Raw genomic sequence first — 18,761 nt, forward strand, 5'->3', positions numbered from 1 at the left:
TCAGAATTCGCCCGGCTCGCCCATGCCGAACATGGCGCTGATATCGCGCTTTTTCTGCGCCTGCTGTTCCGCCCCGGTACTGGCTTTGCCGGCCAGATAACGTTCGCGGAACAGGTCAAAGTAGCCCGCCAGCGCACCGGAAGCGGCTTCGTCACCGGCCAGACGCAGCACCTCAATAAAGACTTCCGCCGTGCACAGCTGATGCAGGTGATACGCCTCGCGCAGACGGTACGAAGACGCTTCTTCCGGCTGAATGCCCAGCACCGGCAGGTTCTGCAGATACGGACTCTTGAAGAACATTTTTTTCGCTTCGCGCCAGGTACCGTCGAGCAGTACAAACAGCGGAATTTTGCCGTCGTTGTTCACCGCCACCAGCTCGGCCGGCGTGTGAATGCAGTGCCCGGGTTCGGCATATTGATGCGGAAACACCACAATCGGTGCGTAGCGCTCGTCGGCCAGTAAGGCCAGCAGCGCCGGGTCGTGCACCGTGCGCTCCCACTGAAAAGCGTGGTTGTCGGCGATCACATCGGCGATAAGGCGCCCGGTATTGCTCGGTTTGAACACTTCGCCGTGGTACATGATGAACAGCACAGCACACTGCCCCTGCGGCGCCGGGCGGCTGGCGCAAATGCAGTTGGCTTCGGCCAGCAGGCAATCCGGGCAGCGCACGGTTTTGCAGCCACGGGCCAGAAACGGACGGCGGGCTTTGGCCAGTTCCTGCAGACGCAGGCGGGCAACGGAGTTGTGGTTCATATCAACCTGAAAACGGTAAGCGGGCGCGCATTTTAGGGCTTATCGGCGGGGTTTTAACAGGGCTTAAGTGCTTGCAGCAGTGCCGGCAAACCGGCCACCGACGCCAGCACGTGATCGGGCCGTTTGCCGTCGCCATCGGCGGCGTCATCGCCAGCGCGGAATTTACCGGTGCGCACCAGCACACCTGTGATGCCCGCCCGCTGCGCGGCCAGCACATCCGACAGACGGTCGTCGCCAATCATAACGGCCTGATCCGGGCTGACGCCCAGTTCCGCCAGCGCCATCTGAAACACCAGGGCGGCGGGCTTGCCCATCACCAGAGCCTCGCGGCCGGTGGCGTATTCAAGCGCCTTGATAAAGGGGCCCAAATCCAGATTCAGCCCTTCACCATCGGCGTAATAGCGGGTCATGCCCAGAGCCAGCAACGGCAGCGAGGTATCCTGCATCAGCAGGCGGAACACGCGGTTAAGGCTGTCGAAGCAGAAGCCCTGACCGACATCGCCCACCACCACCGCCTGCGGCTGCTGGTCATCGGTGGCAAAGTCGCGGAATTCACCGGCAATACCGGGGGCGACCAGCGTATGCACCCGCTCAATGCCCTGCTGAGTCAGCCAGCGGCAAGCGGCGCGGGTCGGGTTGATGATGTGCGCCGGGTCGACGTTCAGCCCGCAGGCGTTCAGTTCGGTGGCCATCGCCTGCGGCGTTTTGGAGGTGGTGTTGGTGATAAAACGCAGCGGAATCTGCTGCTGAGCCAGCCAGTTCAGCGCCTCGGCCGCACCGGCAATGGCCTGGCCGTGCTGATGCACGACACCGTCGATATCACACAGAACTGCACGCATGCGAACCTCCGGCACCCAGAAAATGAGGCGTTAAACTCTCGCGCTGACGGGTCAGCGGCGGCGGCGTTTCAGCTTACGCGCCAGCCAGGTCAGGCTGCCACTGAAGGCCAGAAACAGCATGAGTATAGCGGCGGCATCCACCAGCCAGACACCCCAATCGCCGAACAGTCGGCCACTGTGGACATCCAGCAGCACACGCTCCAGCGTCAGGCCGGGCAGTGGCAGAACCGCGTTAATGCGGGCACGCAGATCATCGGGCAGCGTCTGTTCTTCGGCCCAGTCGGCGTCAACTTCCAGCGGCTGCCATTCCAGCGAGTCGTCATCCAGCAGCCACTCGCCGTCACGTCCCACCAGTGTCAGCCGGCCGGCGGCTGCACCCAGCTGGGCGGCGGGCGGAAAATCCGTGATGCGTTCAATCAGTTCACCATCCGGCGTCAGCAGCAGCAGGGCGTCATCGCACAGCGCGGCCATGCCCAGAGTCCACGCCGCCGCCGACAGCAGCTGCTCGCAGTGCTGCACCGGTTGCGCGTCGAGGTACAGGTGCTCGCCGGATTGCAGCAGCCAGTGATCACCGGCCTCTGTTCCCATCGGGAAGGCGCGTTGCACCGGCTCATCGGGAATGCTGTACAGCGCACCCAGCACTTTTGAATACACAGGCGCCGTCGACCAGCCCAGCCCCTGACTGTGGTTGATGAGAATGCCGGTGATCACCAGCATCAGCACCACAGGCGCGACCAGCAGACCAAAGCGGCGGTGCCATTGAATCCAGTGAGCCAGACGTTTCATCGGGAGGTTTCCTGCAAAAAGATTACGGCCGGGAGGCGTCAGACTGGGCCGTGGTCGTGCGCTCAGACAGCGGATTCACCCGCTGGTTCAGGTACAGCGCGAAGCGTGCCACGCCGGTGACGGCACGCACCGACAGCGTGGCCCCGGTAATGCCGTCGACGGATTTATCCAGACGCTGATCCGCCGTAGCAGCTGCCCCTGCAAACTGGGCGGTAAAAAACGGATAGCGCACTTCCCAGCCGCGGGATTCCTCAAACGCCAGAATGCTGACCTGACGAATGTGCGCGCCATCAACAACCACGCCGATGCGGATCGGCCGCTCTTTGCCGATTTCTTCCAGCACCCAGGCCGTTGTCGCACCGGCCAGCCAGTAGCGCACGCGCATGCCCTGATACGGGTGGCCGAAGATGCCTTCCGCCACGGCTTTGTCCTCAGGCTTCAGCCACAGGGTACTGATCTTAGGCACGCCGGCGCCAAAGGCCTGAGCCAGAAAATCGTCCTGACTCAGGTACTCTTCCGCACCGGCCAGCGCCGGCCACAGCAGCGCCAGAGTCAGCAGCAGCCGCTTAATCACAGAGACCATCATCCGGCAGCAGGGCTTCGTAACGGGCGTCGGTCAGGGTGCGCAGGAAACACACCAGCGCGTCAACGTCGTCGTCGTTGAGCAGGCTGCCATCTTTCAGTTCGGTCAGGCTGATGGTGTCGCTCACCTCAGGATCCGCCCAGGCCACACCGGTTTCCGGATTCAGGCTGTTGGCAGAGCCGGTCAGCCAGTGATCGTAAAAACGGATCACGGTGTCCAGTTCGGCAAACACACCGTTGTGCATGTAAGGGCCGGTGACCGCCACGTTGCGCAGGGTCGGCACTTTGAATTTGCCTTTTTCAGTGTCTGCGCTGACCGCGTCGTTGTTGGTCTGCAGGCCGGTATCGATCGCCGTAACACCATTGGCGGTGCGGGCCGCGCTGTTCACCGGTACGCCGATGTTGTGGTACTCGTAACCGGTAAAGGTTTCTTTCTTATTGCCCTGCGCTGCCAGCTGATGGCAGGTCGCGCAGTTGGTGAACTGCTGCGAGAAGAACAGGGTTTTACCCAGCGCCGCTTTTGGGTGCAGCAGCACGTCGTAGACCTCATCGTCACCGGCCAGATAGCGGTCGTAGGCCGAATCGAAGGTGGCGAAGGTGCTGGTCTTTTCAAAGGCAGCGATGGCGCTGGTCATGGCGTTGTAGGCCGTGGCGGTATCGTCGAACACCGAGTTGCCGAACAGCTTGCGGAACGAGGCGTCGTAATCACTGTTTTCGCGCAGACGGGCCACCACAGATGCCTGATCGGCCATGCCCATTTCCAGCGGGTTCAGGGGCGGGCCACCTGCCTGTGCCGCCAGATCGGTGGCGCGGCCATCGTGGAACTGACCACCCAGATAGCCTTCGTAATCGTCCTGCTGACTATTAAACCGGGAGCGGGTGCCCGAGCTGAATTGCGGACTGAACATGGCGTACAGCGCGGTTGGGGCGTTGCGGTCGCCGAGGGAAACGCCGTCATCGCCCAGCGATACCGGACGCACTTTGTCGGCAGCGTCTGTGCGGCCATCGGTAAAGGCACGTTCCGGATCATGACAGGTGGCGCACGACTGAGTGCGGTTGGCCGACAGATTAACGTCGCTGAACAGGGCTTCGCCCAGGGCTGCTTCGCTGGTGAATGCCACGGATTCCGAAGAGGAATCACCGCCGCATCCGCTGAGACTGGCCAGAATCAGACTGGCCGTCAGAATCTTCTTCACTGCTTCTCTCCGCTCAGGCGCCCGGCCTCTCGGTGCCGGGTCAGATTGTGCGCGGATATTACCACAGCAGAACTAAGTGATTAATTTTTTTAAATGCACTTATAGTGAAAGTTGATAATCGTTCGCAACATTATTAATATCCACACCCACTGTGCGTATCCCGGATCGGAAACCGCCTCCGGAGTTCACGCGTTACCCATTGTTTGATGTTTGCAGGAGCGCCCCATGAAGCTGACCCGTCTGGCCATGACCCTTGCCACTGTTTCCGTACTGACTGCCTGTGGCGGTGGTTCATCCGGCAGCGACAGCGCTGTCAATGTCGACAACGTACGCAAAGTACTGAACACCAACGCCGACATTGCCTACGCCGCGTACAGCGACGCTGTGACCACGGCAACCGCTCTGAAAGACGCCATCGATGATCTGTCCGCTGCCGTCGACACCTACAACACCGCCCGCGCTCAGGTCAGCGTGGCCGCAGCTGATCCGAACTACACCGCCATGGTGACCGCCCTCGCCAACGCCAAAACTGCCTGGCTGGTCGCCCGCGAACCTTACGGTCAGACCGAAGTATTCCGCTTCCGCCTGAGCCCGATTGATTCCACCGATTACGAATCCGAAGACGGTCCGGAAGGCGACATCAACGCCTGGCCACTGGGCGAAGCCCTGATCGACTACGTTCAGACCAGCAGTGGCGATGAATTCGACACCAGCCAGATTGGTGTAACCGCCAACCAGGCCGGCATTAACGGCAACGGCGCCATCGACAAAGCCCACGCCGACAGCAGCCCGCGCGACAACATCATCGGCAACACCGCGGTCACCATCGACGCCGACCTGCTGACCAATACCGCCACCGCCGACGACGAGCGCGACGTGATTGCCGGTTACCACGCCATTGAATTCCTGCTGTGGGGCCAGGACCTGAACGACAACTACGAGGTTACCGACGGTACCGACCGTGACGAAGCGGTTAAGACCCACGACGCGGCCAATCTGGCGTCCGGCGGTCAGCGTCCGCTGTCTGATTTCTACGAAGACACCTACGGCGCCCGTCGTCTGACCTACCTGCAGGTGGCTGCCGCCAAACTGGTTGAAGACCTGACCGCCGTGCGCGATGGCTGGGCCTCCGGCGCTGAGTACCGTACTGCTTTTACCACCATCAGCAGCCAAGCTCAGGCCAAACAGAAGCTGGCTGAAATCCTGACCGGTATGGGCACCCTGTCGGAAGGTGAGCTGGCCGGTGAGCGTATGCAGATTGCGTTCGCCAGTAACTCTCAGGAACACGAGCACTCCTGCTTCTCGGACAACACGCACCGTGACATCGCCATGGATGCCAAAGGCGTGGCCAACAGCTACTACGGCGAATACGAAGGTTACGACAGCAACCTCGACGGCGTGATTGATGCCGACGACACCGACGGTATCGCCAACGCGGTATCCGGCTACGGCGTTGCTGACCTGCTGGCCGATGCCGGCCTGACCGATCTGGCCAGCCAGATGGTGACCGCCCTGACCACCACCGAAACCAACTACACCGCCATCGATGCGAAAGCCCGTGCCGGTGAGCCGTTCGACGTGCAGATCATGGCAGTCAACCTCAATGCCACCAACCCGGTGTACAAAACCATCAAGTCGCTGAACGCGCAGTCAGGCATCATTGCTGAGGTCGCCGACGCACTGGATCTGGACGCCGAGGTGGTTGATGAAGACGCCTCTGGATGCGATACCTCTGACCCGACAACCGAGTGCTGATCGCGGTCTGAGCTATGTTCAGAGCGTTTTTCCACAAACCGGGCCTGTCCCGGTTTGCTGCATTCTGGCTGACGCTGTCCGCACCTCTGGCCGCGCCGTTGACAGTAACCCTCACCATGACCCTGTGGCTGAGCGGGTGCGATACGTCGTTGTCCGCGTTTTTGTCCGAGTCGTTGTCCACGCCGTCGCCGGTGGCGGCGGAAGAAGCCAGTGAGCGCCAGCCCGGCGGTGCTACCACCGTCAGTGTGATGCCGTTCCCGGCCTTCGACAAAGTGGTGCCGAACCTGCCGGCGGACGCAAAAGCCGATTTCTTCGCCGGACGCGCGCTGGCCGACCAGCCGTGGGTGAAAGCGCCCACCACCACCACCGCCAGCGACGGTCTTGGCCCTGTTTACAACGCCCGCACCTGCCTCGCCTGCCACATCCGCGGCGGCAAAGGCCGGCTGCCGGACGACAACCACACGCCGCTGTTCAACGCCTTCCTGCGCGTGAGCCTGCCAGCGCGGGCCGCCACCGACGTGAACCCGGCCATTGGCGTGATCCCGGAACCCACCTACGGCGATCAGCTGCAGGGCCAGTCGGTCGCCTTACTGCACCAGCTGCGCAGTGCCACGCCGGAAGCCATCGCCGCCAGCGGGGATGTGCCTCCGGAAGCCTATGTGTACGTGATCTGGCAAGAACACACTGTCACCTACCCCGATGGCCAGACGGTTACGCTGCGCAAACCCCTGCCCGACATCCGCCATTTAGGTTACGGCCCGCTGCACCCGGATACCCTGTTCAGCCTGCGCAATGCGCCGGCGATTCATGGCATGGGCTTGCTCGAAGGCATTGCACAGGCCGATCTGAATGCGCTCGCCGACCCGGACGACGCCAATGGCGATGGCATATCAGGCCGCGTGAATCAGGTGTGGGATGCACGCACGCAACGCACGGTGCCCGGCCGCTTTGGCCTGAAAGCCAACCGCCCGACCATGGACATGGTGGTGGCCTCGGCCTTTGCCAACGACGTCGGCATCAGCAACGAACTCTTTCCCGCAGGGCCGTGCGCACCGGCGCAAAGCCGCTGCCTGAGTCAGGCCAACGGCAACGACGACGAAGGCGTGGAACTGCCCGCGCATCTGCTGGCTCTGGTGACCGAATTCAGCCGCAATCTGGGCGTGCCCGAGCGGCGTCAGGCGGCAGCGCCCGAGGTGCAGGCCGGGCGCACCCTGTTTTATCAGACGGGCTGTCAGGCCTGTCACCACCCGGACTACATCACCGCAGACGACCCGCAGCGGCCGCATTTATCCGGCCAGCACATCTGGCCCTACACCGACCTGCTGCTGCACGACATGGGCGATGACCTGGCCGATGGCCGCCCGGACTTCGCCGCCAGTGGCCGCGAATGGCGGACGCCACCGCTGTGGGGCGTTGGCCTGCTGGGTCAGGTAAACGGCAGCAACAGCCTGCTGCACGATGGCCGGGCGCGTTCGGTGGAAGAAGCCGTGCTGTGGCATGGCGGTGAAGCCGCCGCCGCCCGCCAGCGCTTTATGCAGCTTGAGCAGAGCCAGCGCAGCGCCCTGCTGCGCTTCGTTGAATCGCTGTAGAAAAAACGAGTTGATGAGAACCGCCCGCCCGTCACTGCGAACGACGGCGGACGGACAACCCTGATACGCGCGGCAGAGACCGCCAACAGGAGACGATGATGAGAGAAAAAAGCACGACCCTGCACAGCCGGCGCCGCTTTCTGCGTCAGTCTGTGCTGACCGCCGGCCTGCCGCTGGTGTGGTCACCCCTGGCCTTTTCCGGTCAGGCTCTATCCGCTAAGACAGGTGCCGGGCAAGCGCCTGCCCATGAAGCCTGGGTGTCGGCGCAGGGCGACGGCCAGGATCACTACGCGCTGAGCTGGATTACCCCCGATGGTCAGTCCGCCAGGGTGGCGTCAGCACTGTCCGGCTTCCGTGGCCATGGCGCCGCCCAGCACCCGCTGAAACCGGGCGTGGTGGTGATGTTCTCGCGCAGCCCGGGCACCGAAGGCGTGGAAGTCGATCTGGCCCGCGGTGAGATTACCCACCGTTTTCAGTCGGCCGACGGCCACCATATGCACGGTCACGGCTGTTTCAGCGCCGACGGCCGGGTGCTGTACACCACAGAATCCGACTACCGCGACGGCACCGGCAAAATCGTGCTGCGCGACAGTCAGGACTACCGCCCGCTGGGCGAGTTTCTGTCGCACGGCACCGGCCCCCACGACATTCAGCTGATGCCCGACCAGAAAACTCTGGTGGTCGCCAACGGCGGTCTGCGTACCCGTCCGGAAAGCGGCGCTCAGGTGCTGAACCCGGACACCATGCGTTCAACCCTGACCTATCTGGATGCCGCCAGCGGTCGCCTGCTCAGTGAGCACACCCTGAGTGAGAGCAAAGCGTCGATCCGTCATCTGGACGTTGCCCGCGACGGCACCGTGGTGGTCGCCACTCAGCTGCAGCGTCAGGCCATGAGCGACAACCATCTGGTGGCGCTGGGCGCGGTGCACAAACCGGGGCAGGAGCTGATGCTGCTCAACGGTCCGCTGAGCCTGATTGAACGCTTCAACGATTACATGGGCAGCGTGGTGCTGAACGAGCACGAGCGCATCGCCGGCTTTACCAGCCCGCGTGGCAATATTGCCGCGTTCTGGCACATCGACAGCGGCGAGCTTGCCGGTTATCACGCCTTTTTTGATGTCTGCGGCCTGACCACCTCGCTCGACGAGCGCTGGTTCGTGCTATCGAATTCCGCCGGTGAAGTCCGCCAGCTGAACGCCCGCACCCTGAAAGAAGATAAATCCCTGCGCCGCGACTATGACGGCATGCACTGGGACAACCATATGCTTGCCATCCACCTGAACGATGCGACGGTCTGAGGGCATGAAACGGATGAATTCCATGAAACCATTAATCGCATTACCGGCGCTGGCCCTACTGCTCAGCGCCTGCGGTGGCGAACGTCTGAACGACGAAGCGGTACTGAGTGAAGGTGCGCTGAGCAAAGCCGTGCAGGAACTTGCCGAGAACACCATTATTCCGGCCGTAACCGGCTTTACCACAGAAGCGACCAACCTCGACGACGCAGCCAGCGCCTTCTGTGCCGACATCAGCAGCAGCAACCTGCAAACCCTGCAGGCGCAGTGGAAAACCACCAGCGCCAGCTGGTACCGCCTGCTGCCGTTTAATTTCGGCCCCCTCGATGATGACGCGGTATTTCCGGCGTACCAGTACATTGATTCGTACCGTCTGCGTGGCGACAATTATTTAAGTTCGGTGCGCACCGTAATCAACCAGTGGCTGGCGTCCTCCGACACGCTGGACGCGGATTTTTTTAACAGCCTCACCTTCAATAAAGTGGGTCTGCTGGCGATTGAAGTGGCCGCCTTTGAAACCGCCGGTACCCAAAGCAGCAGTGCCGCCGATATCGTCAGCGAATACGCCAGCACCAGCCGTAAATGCGCAGTGCTGACCGGCCTCACCGGTGCCTTAAAAGAAAAAGCCACCTACGTGCAGGACGGCTGGCAAGTCGCCTACGTCGACAGTACCTCGCCGTATCTGACGCTGTTTATTAACGACGATTTACCGGACGGCGCCAGCGCCTTATCAACCCTGATTACCGCCATTCAGGTGTATCTGGATTACCTGCCGACCCGTAACGTGCTGACCACCACAGCCACGTTGTCGGGCAATATCTGGTATCAGGTCGATGACAGCCTGACGGTGATCCGCGAATTACTGGCCGGCACGGCAAACTCCAGCGTTACCCTGTTCAGCCTGATGACCAGTTCCGGCAACAGCACCGCCGTCGCCACGGTAACCGCCAATCTCGATCAGGCCGACGAAAATATCAGCGACGAAGATGCTACCTCGTTCAACGCCACAGCGGCTCTGCTGGACGGCAATTTCAAACGCGAAATTCCCGACAGTCTGGATGTCAGCCTCGGCATTAATTTCACCGACGGCGATTAAGCACGCGGTTTAACCACTTATTTTTCTGCAGGATTCCGATATGAAAACCATGATGAAACCACTGGCCAGCGCCGTCCTTTTGGCAGGCATCAGCAGCACCGTTCTGGCCGATGATCAGCAGACCATTCAGGCGCTGGAACAACGCATTCAGGAACTGGAAAACACCCTGAATGAACGTCTTGATGTGCTGGCCGATGCGGTCGAAAAACAACAGACCAGCGGTCAGGACAACAAAGTGCACATCGGCGGTTACGGCGAAATGCACTACAACAATCTGGATGAAAACGGTGAAGACACCCGCACGCTGGATTTCCACCGCATGGTGCTGTTTTTCGGTTACGACTTCAGCGACCGCGCCCGTTTTGTTACCGAATTTGAGGTGGAACATATTCTGGTCAGCGCCTCCAGCGGCGGTGCCGTGGAAATTGAGCAGGCGTATCTGGAATTCGATCTGAAGGACAACATGCAGCTGCGCACCGGTATGCTGCTGATGCCGGTCGGTCTGGTGAACGAAACCCACGAACCGCCAACCTTTTACGGGGTAGAACGCCCGGTAGTGGAAACCACCATTATTCCGACCACCTGGTACTCCAACGGCATAAGCTTCACCCACCGCCTGAGCAATGGCATCAGCTATGACCTGATGATTTCTGAAGGTCTGAAAACCGAAGATCCGACCACCAGCTCCGACGCCGATCCGTTCGACCTGAAAGCCGGCAAACAGAAAGGCTCCAACGCCGACGCCTTCGATCTGGCCACCACCGCCCGCATCCGCTACACCGGCGTCGCTGGTCTGGAACTGGCGGCCTACGCTCAGTATCAGCCAGATCTGGATCAGAGCGCCGTGGATTCCTACGCCGAATCCGCCACTCTGGTGGGCGCGCATGCCGTGTATCAGTGGAACAGCATCACCACCAAAGCCCTGTACGCGCGCTGGGATCTGGCTGGTGACGATGCCAAAGCCGCCGGTAAAAACGTGCAGGACGGCGGTTATGTTGAAATTAACTGGCGTCCGTCCGAGCAGTGGGGTGTATTTGCCCGTCAGAGCAACTGGTCACAGGAAACCGGAGTTGATGCCGCCCAGAGCGACGTGGGTGTGAATTACTGGCCGCTGCCGGACATCGTGTTTAAAGCCGATGTGCAGATGCAGAATGACGACGCTGGCAACGCCGACGGCTTTAATCTGGGCATGGGCTATCAGTTCTGATCCGATCTTTAATGCCATAAAAAAGGCCGCGTTTGCGGCCTTTTTTATGCGTTGCGACGTGAACCTGCGCATCACATCGGGTTCAGTCAGGCTACAGCCAGCGCATTTTGCGGAACCACCACAGCAGCCCCACCGCGAGCGAGCCCATCACACCCAGCAGAATAAAATAGCCATTGTGCGCGTGCAGTTCCGGCATGCGGTCGAAGTTCATACCGTACACACCGGCAAGAAAACTGAGCGGCACAAAAATCGCGGTAATCACCGTCAGAATCCGCATGGTGCTGTTCAGCTGATGCGACGTCACCGAAATATAGCCGTTGATTAAATCGCCGCAGAGTTCGTAAAACATCTGCGTCAGACTGTGCAGCCGTTCAAACCGGTCGTGCAGATCAATCACCACGTGATTCAGCGCATCGTCATCGGGAAACTGGTTATAGTCGACAGAACGCAGCTCGTCGGTGATGTTTTTGTGGTAATTGAATGTGCGGCGTAATTTCACCAGCCGTGAGCGGTAACTGATGAGCTCGCGCATGTGCTGGTCGCTGCCGCCTTCCTGCACCGCGTCTTCCAGATCGCTGAGCTGGCTTTCAAATTCAAGAATATTATCGAGATAAATGCCCGCCGAAGCGTGCATGATGCGCAGCGCCAGAAACGCAGTGCCACGCTGCAGCTGCGCCGCGGCTCCGTCGTTCATCATCATATCGACACTTAACGCAGGCACCGGATGACGGGAAATCAGCAAGCGCTCGCCAACGAAAAACGAAATCGACTGACCACTGTGATTCAGTTCGGTATCAAAACTGGCAATACCGCGGTACAGAATAAACGTGAAATCGCTGAATTCCTCCAGCTTCGGCGGATGCCGGTCACGCAGGGCATCACTCACCGCCAGCGGGTGGCAGCCGAGTGACAGCAGCAATTCCCGCTCACGGCTTTCGCTTTCCTGACAGATATCGACCCACAGCCGGCTGCCGCTGTCGTTGCGCCACTGCGCCACCAGCTCATCGCTGCCGTAACGGATATCGCCGCCTGAGGTTAACCACAAGGTGCGGATCATAGGTTTTCTCCCTGGTCCTTTGCCGTCACTAAAACAGAGACAACTGCAAGCCGGCAAGTGCTGCAAAATCGTCACCGGTAAACTGAAACACAGATTCGGCCGGTGGCATTAATTGTTTTTCCAGATAGTGCGTGTAATCGGCGGCGCTGCCCGGTGAATCGTCGGGCCACACCGGCTCGGGGCCGGCCACCGTCATACGGTAGCTGATCCAGCCACCACGGTTGGCAAAACGCGACGGCAGACCTTTCAGTGCCAGCCATTGTTCAAGACGTGCGGCCGCCTGCGCGTGGGGCGGAATATTTTTCTGATACGCGCTTAATGGCCTGCGCAGGCGTTTACGGTAAATCAGCTGTTCATCGAGCAAACCGGCGAGCAGGGCCTGCACCTGCTCGCGCAGCCAGTCGGCGTAGGGTTCACCGAGAAAAATGCGGCGGTACAGTTCGCGCTGAAAACGGCGCGCCAGCGGCGTCCAGTCGCTGCGCACGGCTTCGAGCCCTTTGAACACCATCTCGGGTTCGCCCGCCGCGTTGCGGATTAGCCCGGCATAGCGCTTTTTGCTGCCGGTTTCCTCGCCGCGAATAGACGGCATAAAAAAGCGCCGGTAATGGGTTTCGTATTCCATTTCCAGAAAACTTTCGAGCCCATAATGTCCGGCCAGTTCCTGCTGCCACCACTGATTCAGCCCCTGTACCAGCGTTTGCCCAATAGTATCGGCTTCGTCGTCGCTGACCTCGCGTTTGAGCCAGACGAACACAGAATCGGTATCACCGTAAATCACGTCGTAGCCCTGCGCTTCAATCCAGCGTGAACTGCTCTGGATGATGTCGTGGCCACGCAGCGTAATCGAGCTGGATAAACGCGTGTCGTAAAAACGGCAGCCTTCTGAACCCAGCACGCCATAGCAGGAGGCCATGATCACCTTGATGGCCTGACTCAGGGCTTTATTGCCGGCTTTTTTTGCCTGCTCGCGTTTCTCGCCCAGCTGGCGGATGAGGTCCGGCAGAATATGGCGCTGATGGTGAAAGCGGCCGCCGAAAAAACCGGGCACGGCACGCTTGTCGGCCAGCGCCTGTTCGTCGAGCAGCAGGCCTTCGGTCAGCCCCATAGGATCAATGCAGAAAGTGCGGATAATCGACGGATACAGACTTTTAAAATCGAGCACCAATACGTGCTCGAACAAACCCGGACGCGAGTCCATGACGTAGCCGCCGGGGCTTTTCTGCGCGTGATAGCCTTCGCCGATATTGGGCGCCACGTACCCTGCGCGGTGCAGACGCGGCAGGTACATATTTTCGAATGCTGCCACCGAACCGCCCATCCGGTCCATCAGCAGACCCGTCATGTGCGATCGTTCCATCGCGAAATTCAGCAGGTCGGCTTTTGCAAAAATACGCCACACCAGTTCGCAGTCTTTCAGGTTGTACTCGGCCAGCGCGGTTTTATCCTGAATAAATAAGCGCTCGATATCATCGCCGCGCTGCTCGCCGTGCAGCAGTTTCTGGTCCTGCAGAAAATGGCCGGCCACATCGTTTAAGGCGAAGCTTTCAAACTGAAACGTGGCGTTGCGCAGCAGGTCGATGCCGTCCAGCACCACGCGCCCGGCAATGTGCAGAAAAATACGGTCGGCATTGGTGCTGCTCTGGCGCCATTCAAGCGCCGAACCATCGCGGCCAATGGCAAACGTCAGACCATGCTCGCGAAATCTATTGCGTAAAAACGCAAAGTCGAACTGCACCACGTTCCAGCCCATGATGACGTCCGGATCAAACTGCTGACACTCGTGCAAAAGCGCCTGCAATAATTCCGCTTCACCCGCCAGATAATGAATAACGCCATCTGCACTGACGGAGCCCGCGCGCGTTTCGTCCATCATCAGCACCCGGCTGAAACCTTCGGCATAAAGGCCAATGCAAAACAGCCGGTCGGGCTCCCCCAAACGGGGAAATGAGGTTTCAATATCGAGCGATAAACAGCGCAGCGGCGGTAATGACGCATGGCGTTCACCGGCTTTCAGGCGGCCGTCACTCAGCTGCAGAAACGCGCGCTCAGCATCCGCTGTGAGCTCGCCCATAAGCTGCGCCGCACCATAGATAAAGCGTTCCATGAGGTAGCGGTCGGTAGGGCGGATATCCACTTCTCGGGCGACGATAGCCTGACTGGCCAGCACGTCGCGCCAGCGGTACACCATGCCCGCCGGCAGATAACAGGCCGCCGCCGGGCGCGCCGAAAAACTCTGCATGGGCACGTCGGCAATACGCACCGGCCAGCCCAGTGTGTGGGCGCAGGCTTCGGCTTTTTCACGTTTATCGGCGTCAATAAAACACACGGCGTCCGCACGCACGTGCTGGCGTACCGGGCCACGCGCTGTGTGCCACCAGAAGGTCAGTAAGGTGCCCTGTTCGTCGTCCGACCAGCTGGAGGTCAGTAAAAAGGCGTTTGTCATTGACTGCTCTATACTCAGGACTGACACGGGCTACGGGAAAGAGACGGAAGCCTAACACAGGAAGGATGGACACCATGAGCAAACCCATTATTTCGCAGGATCCGCTGTATCAGATGCTGCGTAACGACGATGTCGCCGGTTTTAATGCTGCCCGTGCCGCGGGACAGAAATGCGATCTGCGCGGCTGTGATCTGCGCGGTCTGGATCTGCGCAATATCAATCTCGTTAATACCGATCTGACCGATGCCTATTTCCGTGGTTCGGATATCCGCGGCATCGACTTCCGCGGCTGCCGCATGGACGGTGTCAGTCTGGCCGATGCCAAAATCAGTGGCTGCTATTTTCCGCACGATATTCCGGCGCAGGAAATTCTGCTGTCGGTGTCGCATGGCATCCGCATCCGCCACGTGTCGTCCTGACGCAGTCCTTCCTGATTCTGCCCTTTCTGGCTCTGTCCCTCCTGACTCAGTCCTTTCTGGCTCTGTCCCTCCTGACTCAGCCCCTCCGGATGCTCCATTCCCGCGCCCCATCCCCGCGTGCCAACGACAGCACATCCTGACATTCCTGTCATCAGCAGCCGAAATAACTACAAAATGACCGCACCAGAGCGGTTAGCCAGAAAGGCCATGGTCAGGGATTGACCGGATTCTTAACCTGCATCACGTCCCGGCAAAAATCGTCCCCTGCGCTTATTCAAGGTTACACACTTTTACGGTAGAGTCTTGGCTCACTGACGGATTGCCCGAAGAGGCAACACTTGGGGGAATAAGCATGTATCTGAATGGCAAGCCATCAGAGACCGTAGAGCAACTGGTCGGCCGCATCGGGCAACTGGTCAGGGTTCTGCTGGAGAATTTTGAGCTGGACGCCGCTCCGGTATCGCTGGAAGGTGTGGACGACCTGTACGAATTATTCGACCGCGATCAGATCTTTCTGGTGCAGGACGGCATGATTCACATGACCAAGAACGGCCAGAATCTGCTGAGTTTCGACGAAGGCGATCTGATCGGCATTCACCATGCCTTTGATATGCCGACCCCCATCCTGCGCACCGACGAATACGTTGAGCTCATTCCGATTAACCGTGACCGCTTTCTGCGTCATGTGTATTCCGACAAACGCCGCCAGCATTACTGGTCGCACCTGCTGGTGTGCCTGAATGCGGTGATGCTGAATTATCTGGCCGACCTCTACAAAGATCAGGTGCGTCCGACCGCCGGCTTCCAGAACCTCCAGCCCGGCGATGTGATCATCAGTCAGGGCGACCCGGCCGAGCATGTGTATACCATCATCAGTGGTGAAGCCGATGTGTTCGTCGATGGCGTCAAAGTGGGCGATATCGGCGAAGAAGAAGTGTTCGGCGCCATGGCGGTATTCACCGGCGAGCCGCGTTCGGCCACCGTGATTGCCCGCACCCCGTGCACCATTCTGGCGGTACCGCAGAAAGACTTCGTGCTGCTGATCGAAGCTCAGCCAAAGGCGGCGGTCAACCTGATCGAAAACCTCGCCCGTCGTATTACCATTCTGAACCAGCAACTGATCGAGAAAGGCGGCGAGCACGCCTGAGCGGAACACGCTGCTGCCCTCAACCAAAACGCCGCCTTTGCGGCGTTTTGTGCTTTTACGGGCCAAACAACCCCTTTACAAAATTTATTGAGAATTATTCTTGACTACATTAACGAGAATAATTATCGTTTGCCTATCGACGTCAGAGATGGCGGCGGTAATCAGCACTCTGGCCTCTCATCCGGAGTGGTGATCTCTCTCATCAAGCTAATCACGGTTGCTTTGCCCCTCCCCTCTTCTGCGGAAGAGCGAGGGGCGCTTTTTTATGCAGCGGTTATTCAGCCCCCTGATCGCAGAAGCCTCAGCGCCACTGCAGAAAGCCATTCTCCAGCACAGCATCAATACGGAAGGTTTCCGCAACCTGCTCAGCACTCAGCACGTCGGCAGCGGCGCCGTCCGCCACCAGCCGCCCACAGCTGAGCAACAGCACGCGGTCGGCATAACGCCGCGCCAGATTCAGATCGTGCTCCACCATCACCACCGTCCTGCCAGTGGCGGTCAGAGCGCGGATATGTTGCAGACACTGTTGCTGATGGCGCAGGTCGAGGGCACTGAGCGGTTCGTCCAGCAGCCACAGGCGGCTGCCGCTCTGGCGCACCTGAATCCAGCTGCGCGCCAGCTGGCAACGTTGCTGCTCACCACCCGACAGCTGCCGGACATCGCGCTGTGCCAGATAGTGAATGTCCCAGTCGTGCAGCGCCTGCTGCACCTGCTGGCGCAAAGCCACCACCGAATCCTGATGCGCCAGCCCGCCGAGTGACACCACTTCTTCGGCAGTCAGGGGAAAGCCCAGTGCCGAATGCTGCGGCACCAGCGTGACCTTCTGTGCCCACTGCGCCCGGCTGAACTGATGGCAGGCCTGTCCGTCGAGGGTCAGCGTGCCCTGCGTCGGCTCGCTTTGCCCGGCCAGCAGATGCAGCAGGGTCGATTTACCGGCGCCGTTCGGTCCGGCCAGAATCACCAGCTCACCGGCGCCGAGCGAAAACGAGACATCGCCCAACAAAGGCGCCCGGCCCCGTACCAGACTCAGCGAGTCGGCGACCAGCAGCGGTGTTATTGCCATAGCAAACGCCTCTTTTCACGCAACATCAGCGCGATGAACACCGGCGCACCGAGCAGGGTCGTCACAATGCCAATCGGCAGTTCCGCCGGCGCAATCACACTGCGCGCCAGCGTATCCGCCGCCACCAACAGACAACCACCCAGCACCACCGCCAGCGGTAACACCCGGCGATGCGAGGCACCGGTTAACAGCCGCGCCAGATGCGGGCTGATCAGGCCGATAAAACCGATCACACCACTGGCCGATACCGCCAGCGAGACAAACACTGCCACCCACAGCACCACCTGCCACTGCATGCGGTTGACGGACACCCCCATCGAGCGGGCCTCCACCTCACCCAGCAGCAGCGCATCGAGCTGACGCAGGCGTATGGGCCAGAAGAACAGAGCCGCGCCCAACGCCAGCGTCATCGCCAGCACCCAGTGCCAGTCGGCCGAGGCCAGACTGCCGAGCGACCAGAAGGTAATCTGGCGCAGGGCATCGTCGGTGGCCATGTAACTGAGCAGACCGATCAGCGCGCTGGCGAGCACATTAACCGCGATACCGGCCAGAATCAGAAAGCTCATGGCCTGCAGCGACGAGCCGCTGAGCCCCAGCCGCAGCACCACGCTCAGGGCAATCACGCCACCGGCAAACGCCATCAGAGACTGCCCCCAGAAAGGCAATGCCAACCCGGCCGAGCCAAGCACAATGAACAACGCGGCGCCCACCGCCGAACCGCCGGATACCCCGATCAGCGCCGGGTCGGCCAGCGGATTACGCACCACACCCTGAATCAGCACACCGGCCCAGGCCAGCATGGCGCCGACCAGAAACGCCATCAGCACGCGCGGCAGACGGATCTGCCAGAGCACGGTCTGGCCGATGTCGGTCGACAGTAACCAGTCGAAGCGCTGGCTGCCGGTGATTACACCGCACAGCAACACCAGCGGAGGTAGAAGCAGGCACAGCAGCAGGATATGCTTGCGCCGCATCAGATGGGTCATCAGTCAGTCATCCGGGGGAAGAATGCGTGCATTGTGCCACATCAGTGACATCGGGGAAGGTCAGAGCAAAGGCTTTAACGCCGGCGAGCAGGCCATCTTTGTCGTCCGCAAACACGGCCAGTGGCGCGTCTACCGCAATGAGTGCCCGCATCTGGGCATCGGTCTGGAGTGGATGCCCGACCAGTTTCTCGACGCCGACGGCTGCCTGATTCAGTGCGCCATGCACGGCGCCCTGTTTCTGATCGACAGCGGAGAATGCATTTCAGGGCCGTGCAGCGGACAGTCGCTGACGGCCGTGGCGCATGAAATCCGCGACGACCAGCTGTGGGTCGATCTCTGACCTTTATTTGGTCAGTTTATTGAGCGCGTCTTTACCGCTGTCGAGCAGGCCGGAGCCGGTGTGCTTCAGCTTGTCCATCACCGTATCCTGCTTAAACGGGTTGGCGAACAGGTCGCGGTCACGGATCCAGTTGGAACCCACCCAGGCGCCCAGCAGTACCCCAACGATCAGAATCAGCAGGTTCAGTTTGATCAGTTTCATGTGCTTT

18 protein-coding genes are annotated in these 18,761 nt (G+C 60.2%); 8 read left to right on the forward strand and 10 right to left on the reverse strand.

Annotated features, from left to right (window positions below; translation table 11 throughout):
- The 5 genes from ACQUQU_RS12970 to ACQUQU_RS12990 are packed head-to-tail and all read right to left on the reverse strand — an operon-like array spanning window position 1 to window position 4,156.
- Complete coding sequence (locus tag ACQUQU_RS12970) at window positions 1-753, reverse strand: tRNA-uridine aminocarboxypropyltransferase (protein WP_430460119.1); 753 nt, start codon at window positions 751-753, stop codon at window positions 1-3.
- A 53-nt stretch (window positions 754-806) separates the two neighbouring features.
- Window positions 807-1,592 carry a TIGR01458 family HAD-type hydrolase gene (locus ACQUQU_RS12975; protein WP_430460120.1) on the reverse strand — a complete coding sequence of 262 codons (786 nt, stop codon included), beginning with the start codon at window positions 1,590-1,592 and terminating at the stop codon, window positions 807-809.
- 51 nt (window positions 1,593-1,643) lie between these two features.
- Window positions 1,644-2,378, reverse strand: a complete 735-nt coding sequence (locus tag ACQUQU_RS12980; RefSeq protein WP_430460121.1) for a PepSY domain-containing protein — start codon at window positions 2,376-2,378, stop codon at window positions 1,644-1,646.
- A gap of 22 nt (window positions 2,379-2,400) precedes the next feature.
- A complete protein-coding gene (locus tag ACQUQU_RS12985) occupies window positions 2,401-2,952 on the reverse strand; it encodes an FMN-binding protein (protein WP_430460122.1) in 552 nt (183 codons plus the stop codon).
- Complete coding sequence (locus tag ACQUQU_RS12990) at window positions 2,945-4,156, reverse strand: cytochrome-c peroxidase (protein WP_430460123.1); 1,212 nt, start codon at window positions 4,154-4,156, stop codon at window positions 2,945-2,947. Before ACQUQU_RS12990 ends, ACQUQU_RS12985 begins: the two co-directional genes overlap by 8 nt.
- A gap of 225 nt (window positions 4,157-4,381) precedes the next feature.
- Here ACQUQU_RS12990 and ACQUQU_RS12995 point away from each other — a divergent pair, with 225 nt between their 5' ends.
- The 5 genes from ACQUQU_RS12995 (at window position 4,382) to ACQUQU_RS13015 (ending at window position 11,098) form a co-directional block, all read left to right on the forward strand.
- Window positions 4,382-5,911 carry an imelysin family protein gene (locus ACQUQU_RS12995; protein WP_430460124.1) on the forward strand — a complete coding sequence of 510 codons (1,530 nt, stop codon included), beginning with the start codon at window positions 4,382-4,384 and terminating at the stop codon, window positions 5,909-5,911.
- 14 nt (window positions 5,912-5,925) lie between these two features.
- A complete protein-coding gene (locus ACQUQU_RS13000) occupies window positions 5,926-7,500 on the forward strand; it encodes a di-heme oxidoredictase family protein (RefSeq protein WP_430460125.1) in 1,575 nt (524 codons plus the stop codon).
- Between the two features lie 95 nt (window positions 7,501-7,595).
- On the forward strand, window positions 7,596-8,798 hold the full coding sequence (locus ACQUQU_RS13005; protein WP_430460126.1) for a DUF1513 domain-containing protein: 1,203 nt from the start codon (window positions 7,596-7,598) through the stop codon (window positions 8,796-8,798).
- Between the two features lie 22 nt (window positions 8,799-8,820).
- Complete coding sequence (locus tag ACQUQU_RS13010; RefSeq protein ID WP_430460127.1) at window positions 8,821-9,891, forward strand: imelysin family protein; 1,071 nt, start codon at window positions 8,821-8,823, stop codon at window positions 9,889-9,891.
- 40 nt (window positions 9,892-9,931) lie between these two features.
- A complete protein-coding gene (locus ACQUQU_RS13015; protein ID WP_430460128.1) occupies window positions 9,932-11,098 on the forward strand; it encodes a porin in 1,167 nt (388 codons plus the stop codon).
- A gap of 91 nt (window positions 11,099-11,189) precedes the next feature.
- Here the strand turns inward: ACQUQU_RS13015 and ACQUQU_RS13020 are convergent, their stop codons facing one another.
- Together ACQUQU_RS13020 and ACQUQU_RS13025 are read right to left on the reverse strand one after the other, a co-directional pair.
- Window positions 11,190-12,155, reverse strand: a complete 966-nt coding sequence (locus ACQUQU_RS13020) for a magnesium transporter CorA family protein (RefSeq protein WP_430460129.1) — start codon at window positions 12,153-12,155, stop codon at window positions 11,190-11,192.
- 28 nt (window positions 12,156-12,183) lie between these two features.
- Window positions 12,184-14,598 (reverse strand): DNA polymerase II, encoded by a 2,415-nt coding sequence (locus ACQUQU_RS13025; protein WP_430460130.1) that lies wholly within the window; start codon window positions 14,596-14,598, stop codon window positions 12,184-12,186.
- A 74-nt stretch (window positions 14,599-14,672) separates the two neighbouring features.
- Here ACQUQU_RS13025 and ACQUQU_RS13030 point away from each other — a divergent pair, with 74 nt between their 5' ends.
- Both ACQUQU_RS13030 and ACQUQU_RS13035 read left to right on the forward strand, forming a co-directional pair.
- Entirely contained in the window at window positions 14,673-15,017 is a 345-nt protein-coding gene (locus ACQUQU_RS13030) for a pentapeptide repeat-containing protein (RefSeq protein WP_430460131.1), read from the forward strand.
- Between the two features lie 352 nt (window positions 15,018-15,369).
- Complete coding sequence (locus tag ACQUQU_RS13035; RefSeq protein WP_430460132.1) at window positions 15,370-16,164, forward strand: Crp/Fnr family transcriptional regulator; 795 nt, start codon at window positions 15,370-15,372, stop codon at window positions 16,162-16,164.
- A 301-nt stretch (window positions 16,165-16,465) separates the two neighbouring features.
- Here the strand turns inward: ACQUQU_RS13035 and ACQUQU_RS13040 are convergent, their stop codons facing one another.
- Window positions 16,466-17,227, reverse strand: coding sequence for an ATP-binding cassette domain-containing protein (locus ACQUQU_RS13040; protein ID WP_430460133.1), 762 nt, complete (start codon window positions 17,225-17,227; stop codon window positions 16,466-16,468).
- Window positions 17,218-18,213 (reverse strand): FecCD family ABC transporter permease, encoded by a 996-nt coding sequence (locus ACQUQU_RS13045; protein WP_430460134.1) that lies wholly within the window; start codon window positions 18,211-18,213, stop codon window positions 17,218-17,220. The genes ACQUQU_RS13040 and ACQUQU_RS13045 overlap by 10 nt, the downstream gene beginning before the upstream one ends.
- Window positions 18,214-18,235: 22 nt before the next feature.
- Here ACQUQU_RS13045 and ACQUQU_RS13050 point away from each other — a divergent pair, with 22 nt between their 5' ends.
- A complete protein-coding gene (locus ACQUQU_RS13050; RefSeq protein WP_430460135.1) occupies window positions 18,236-18,553 on the forward strand; it encodes a Rieske (2Fe-2S) protein in 318 nt (105 codons plus the stop codon).
- 3 nt (window positions 18,554-18,556) lie between these two features.
- Here ACQUQU_RS13050 and ACQUQU_RS13055 read toward each other — a convergent pair whose 3' ends face one another.
- Window positions 18,557-18,754 carry a hypothetical protein gene (locus tag ACQUQU_RS13055; RefSeq protein ID WP_430460136.1) on the reverse strand — a complete coding sequence of 66 codons (198 nt, stop codon included), beginning with the start codon at window positions 18,752-18,754 and terminating at the stop codon, window positions 18,557-18,559.
- Between the last annotated feature and the right edge of the window lie 7 nt (window positions 18,755-18,761).

Origin of the sequence: Thalassolituus sp. LLYu03, assembly GCF_050507655.1 — a bacterium.
Taxonomy (GTDB): domain Bacteria; phylum Pseudomonadota; class Gammaproteobacteria; order Pseudomonadales; family Oceanobacteraceae; genus Venatoribacter.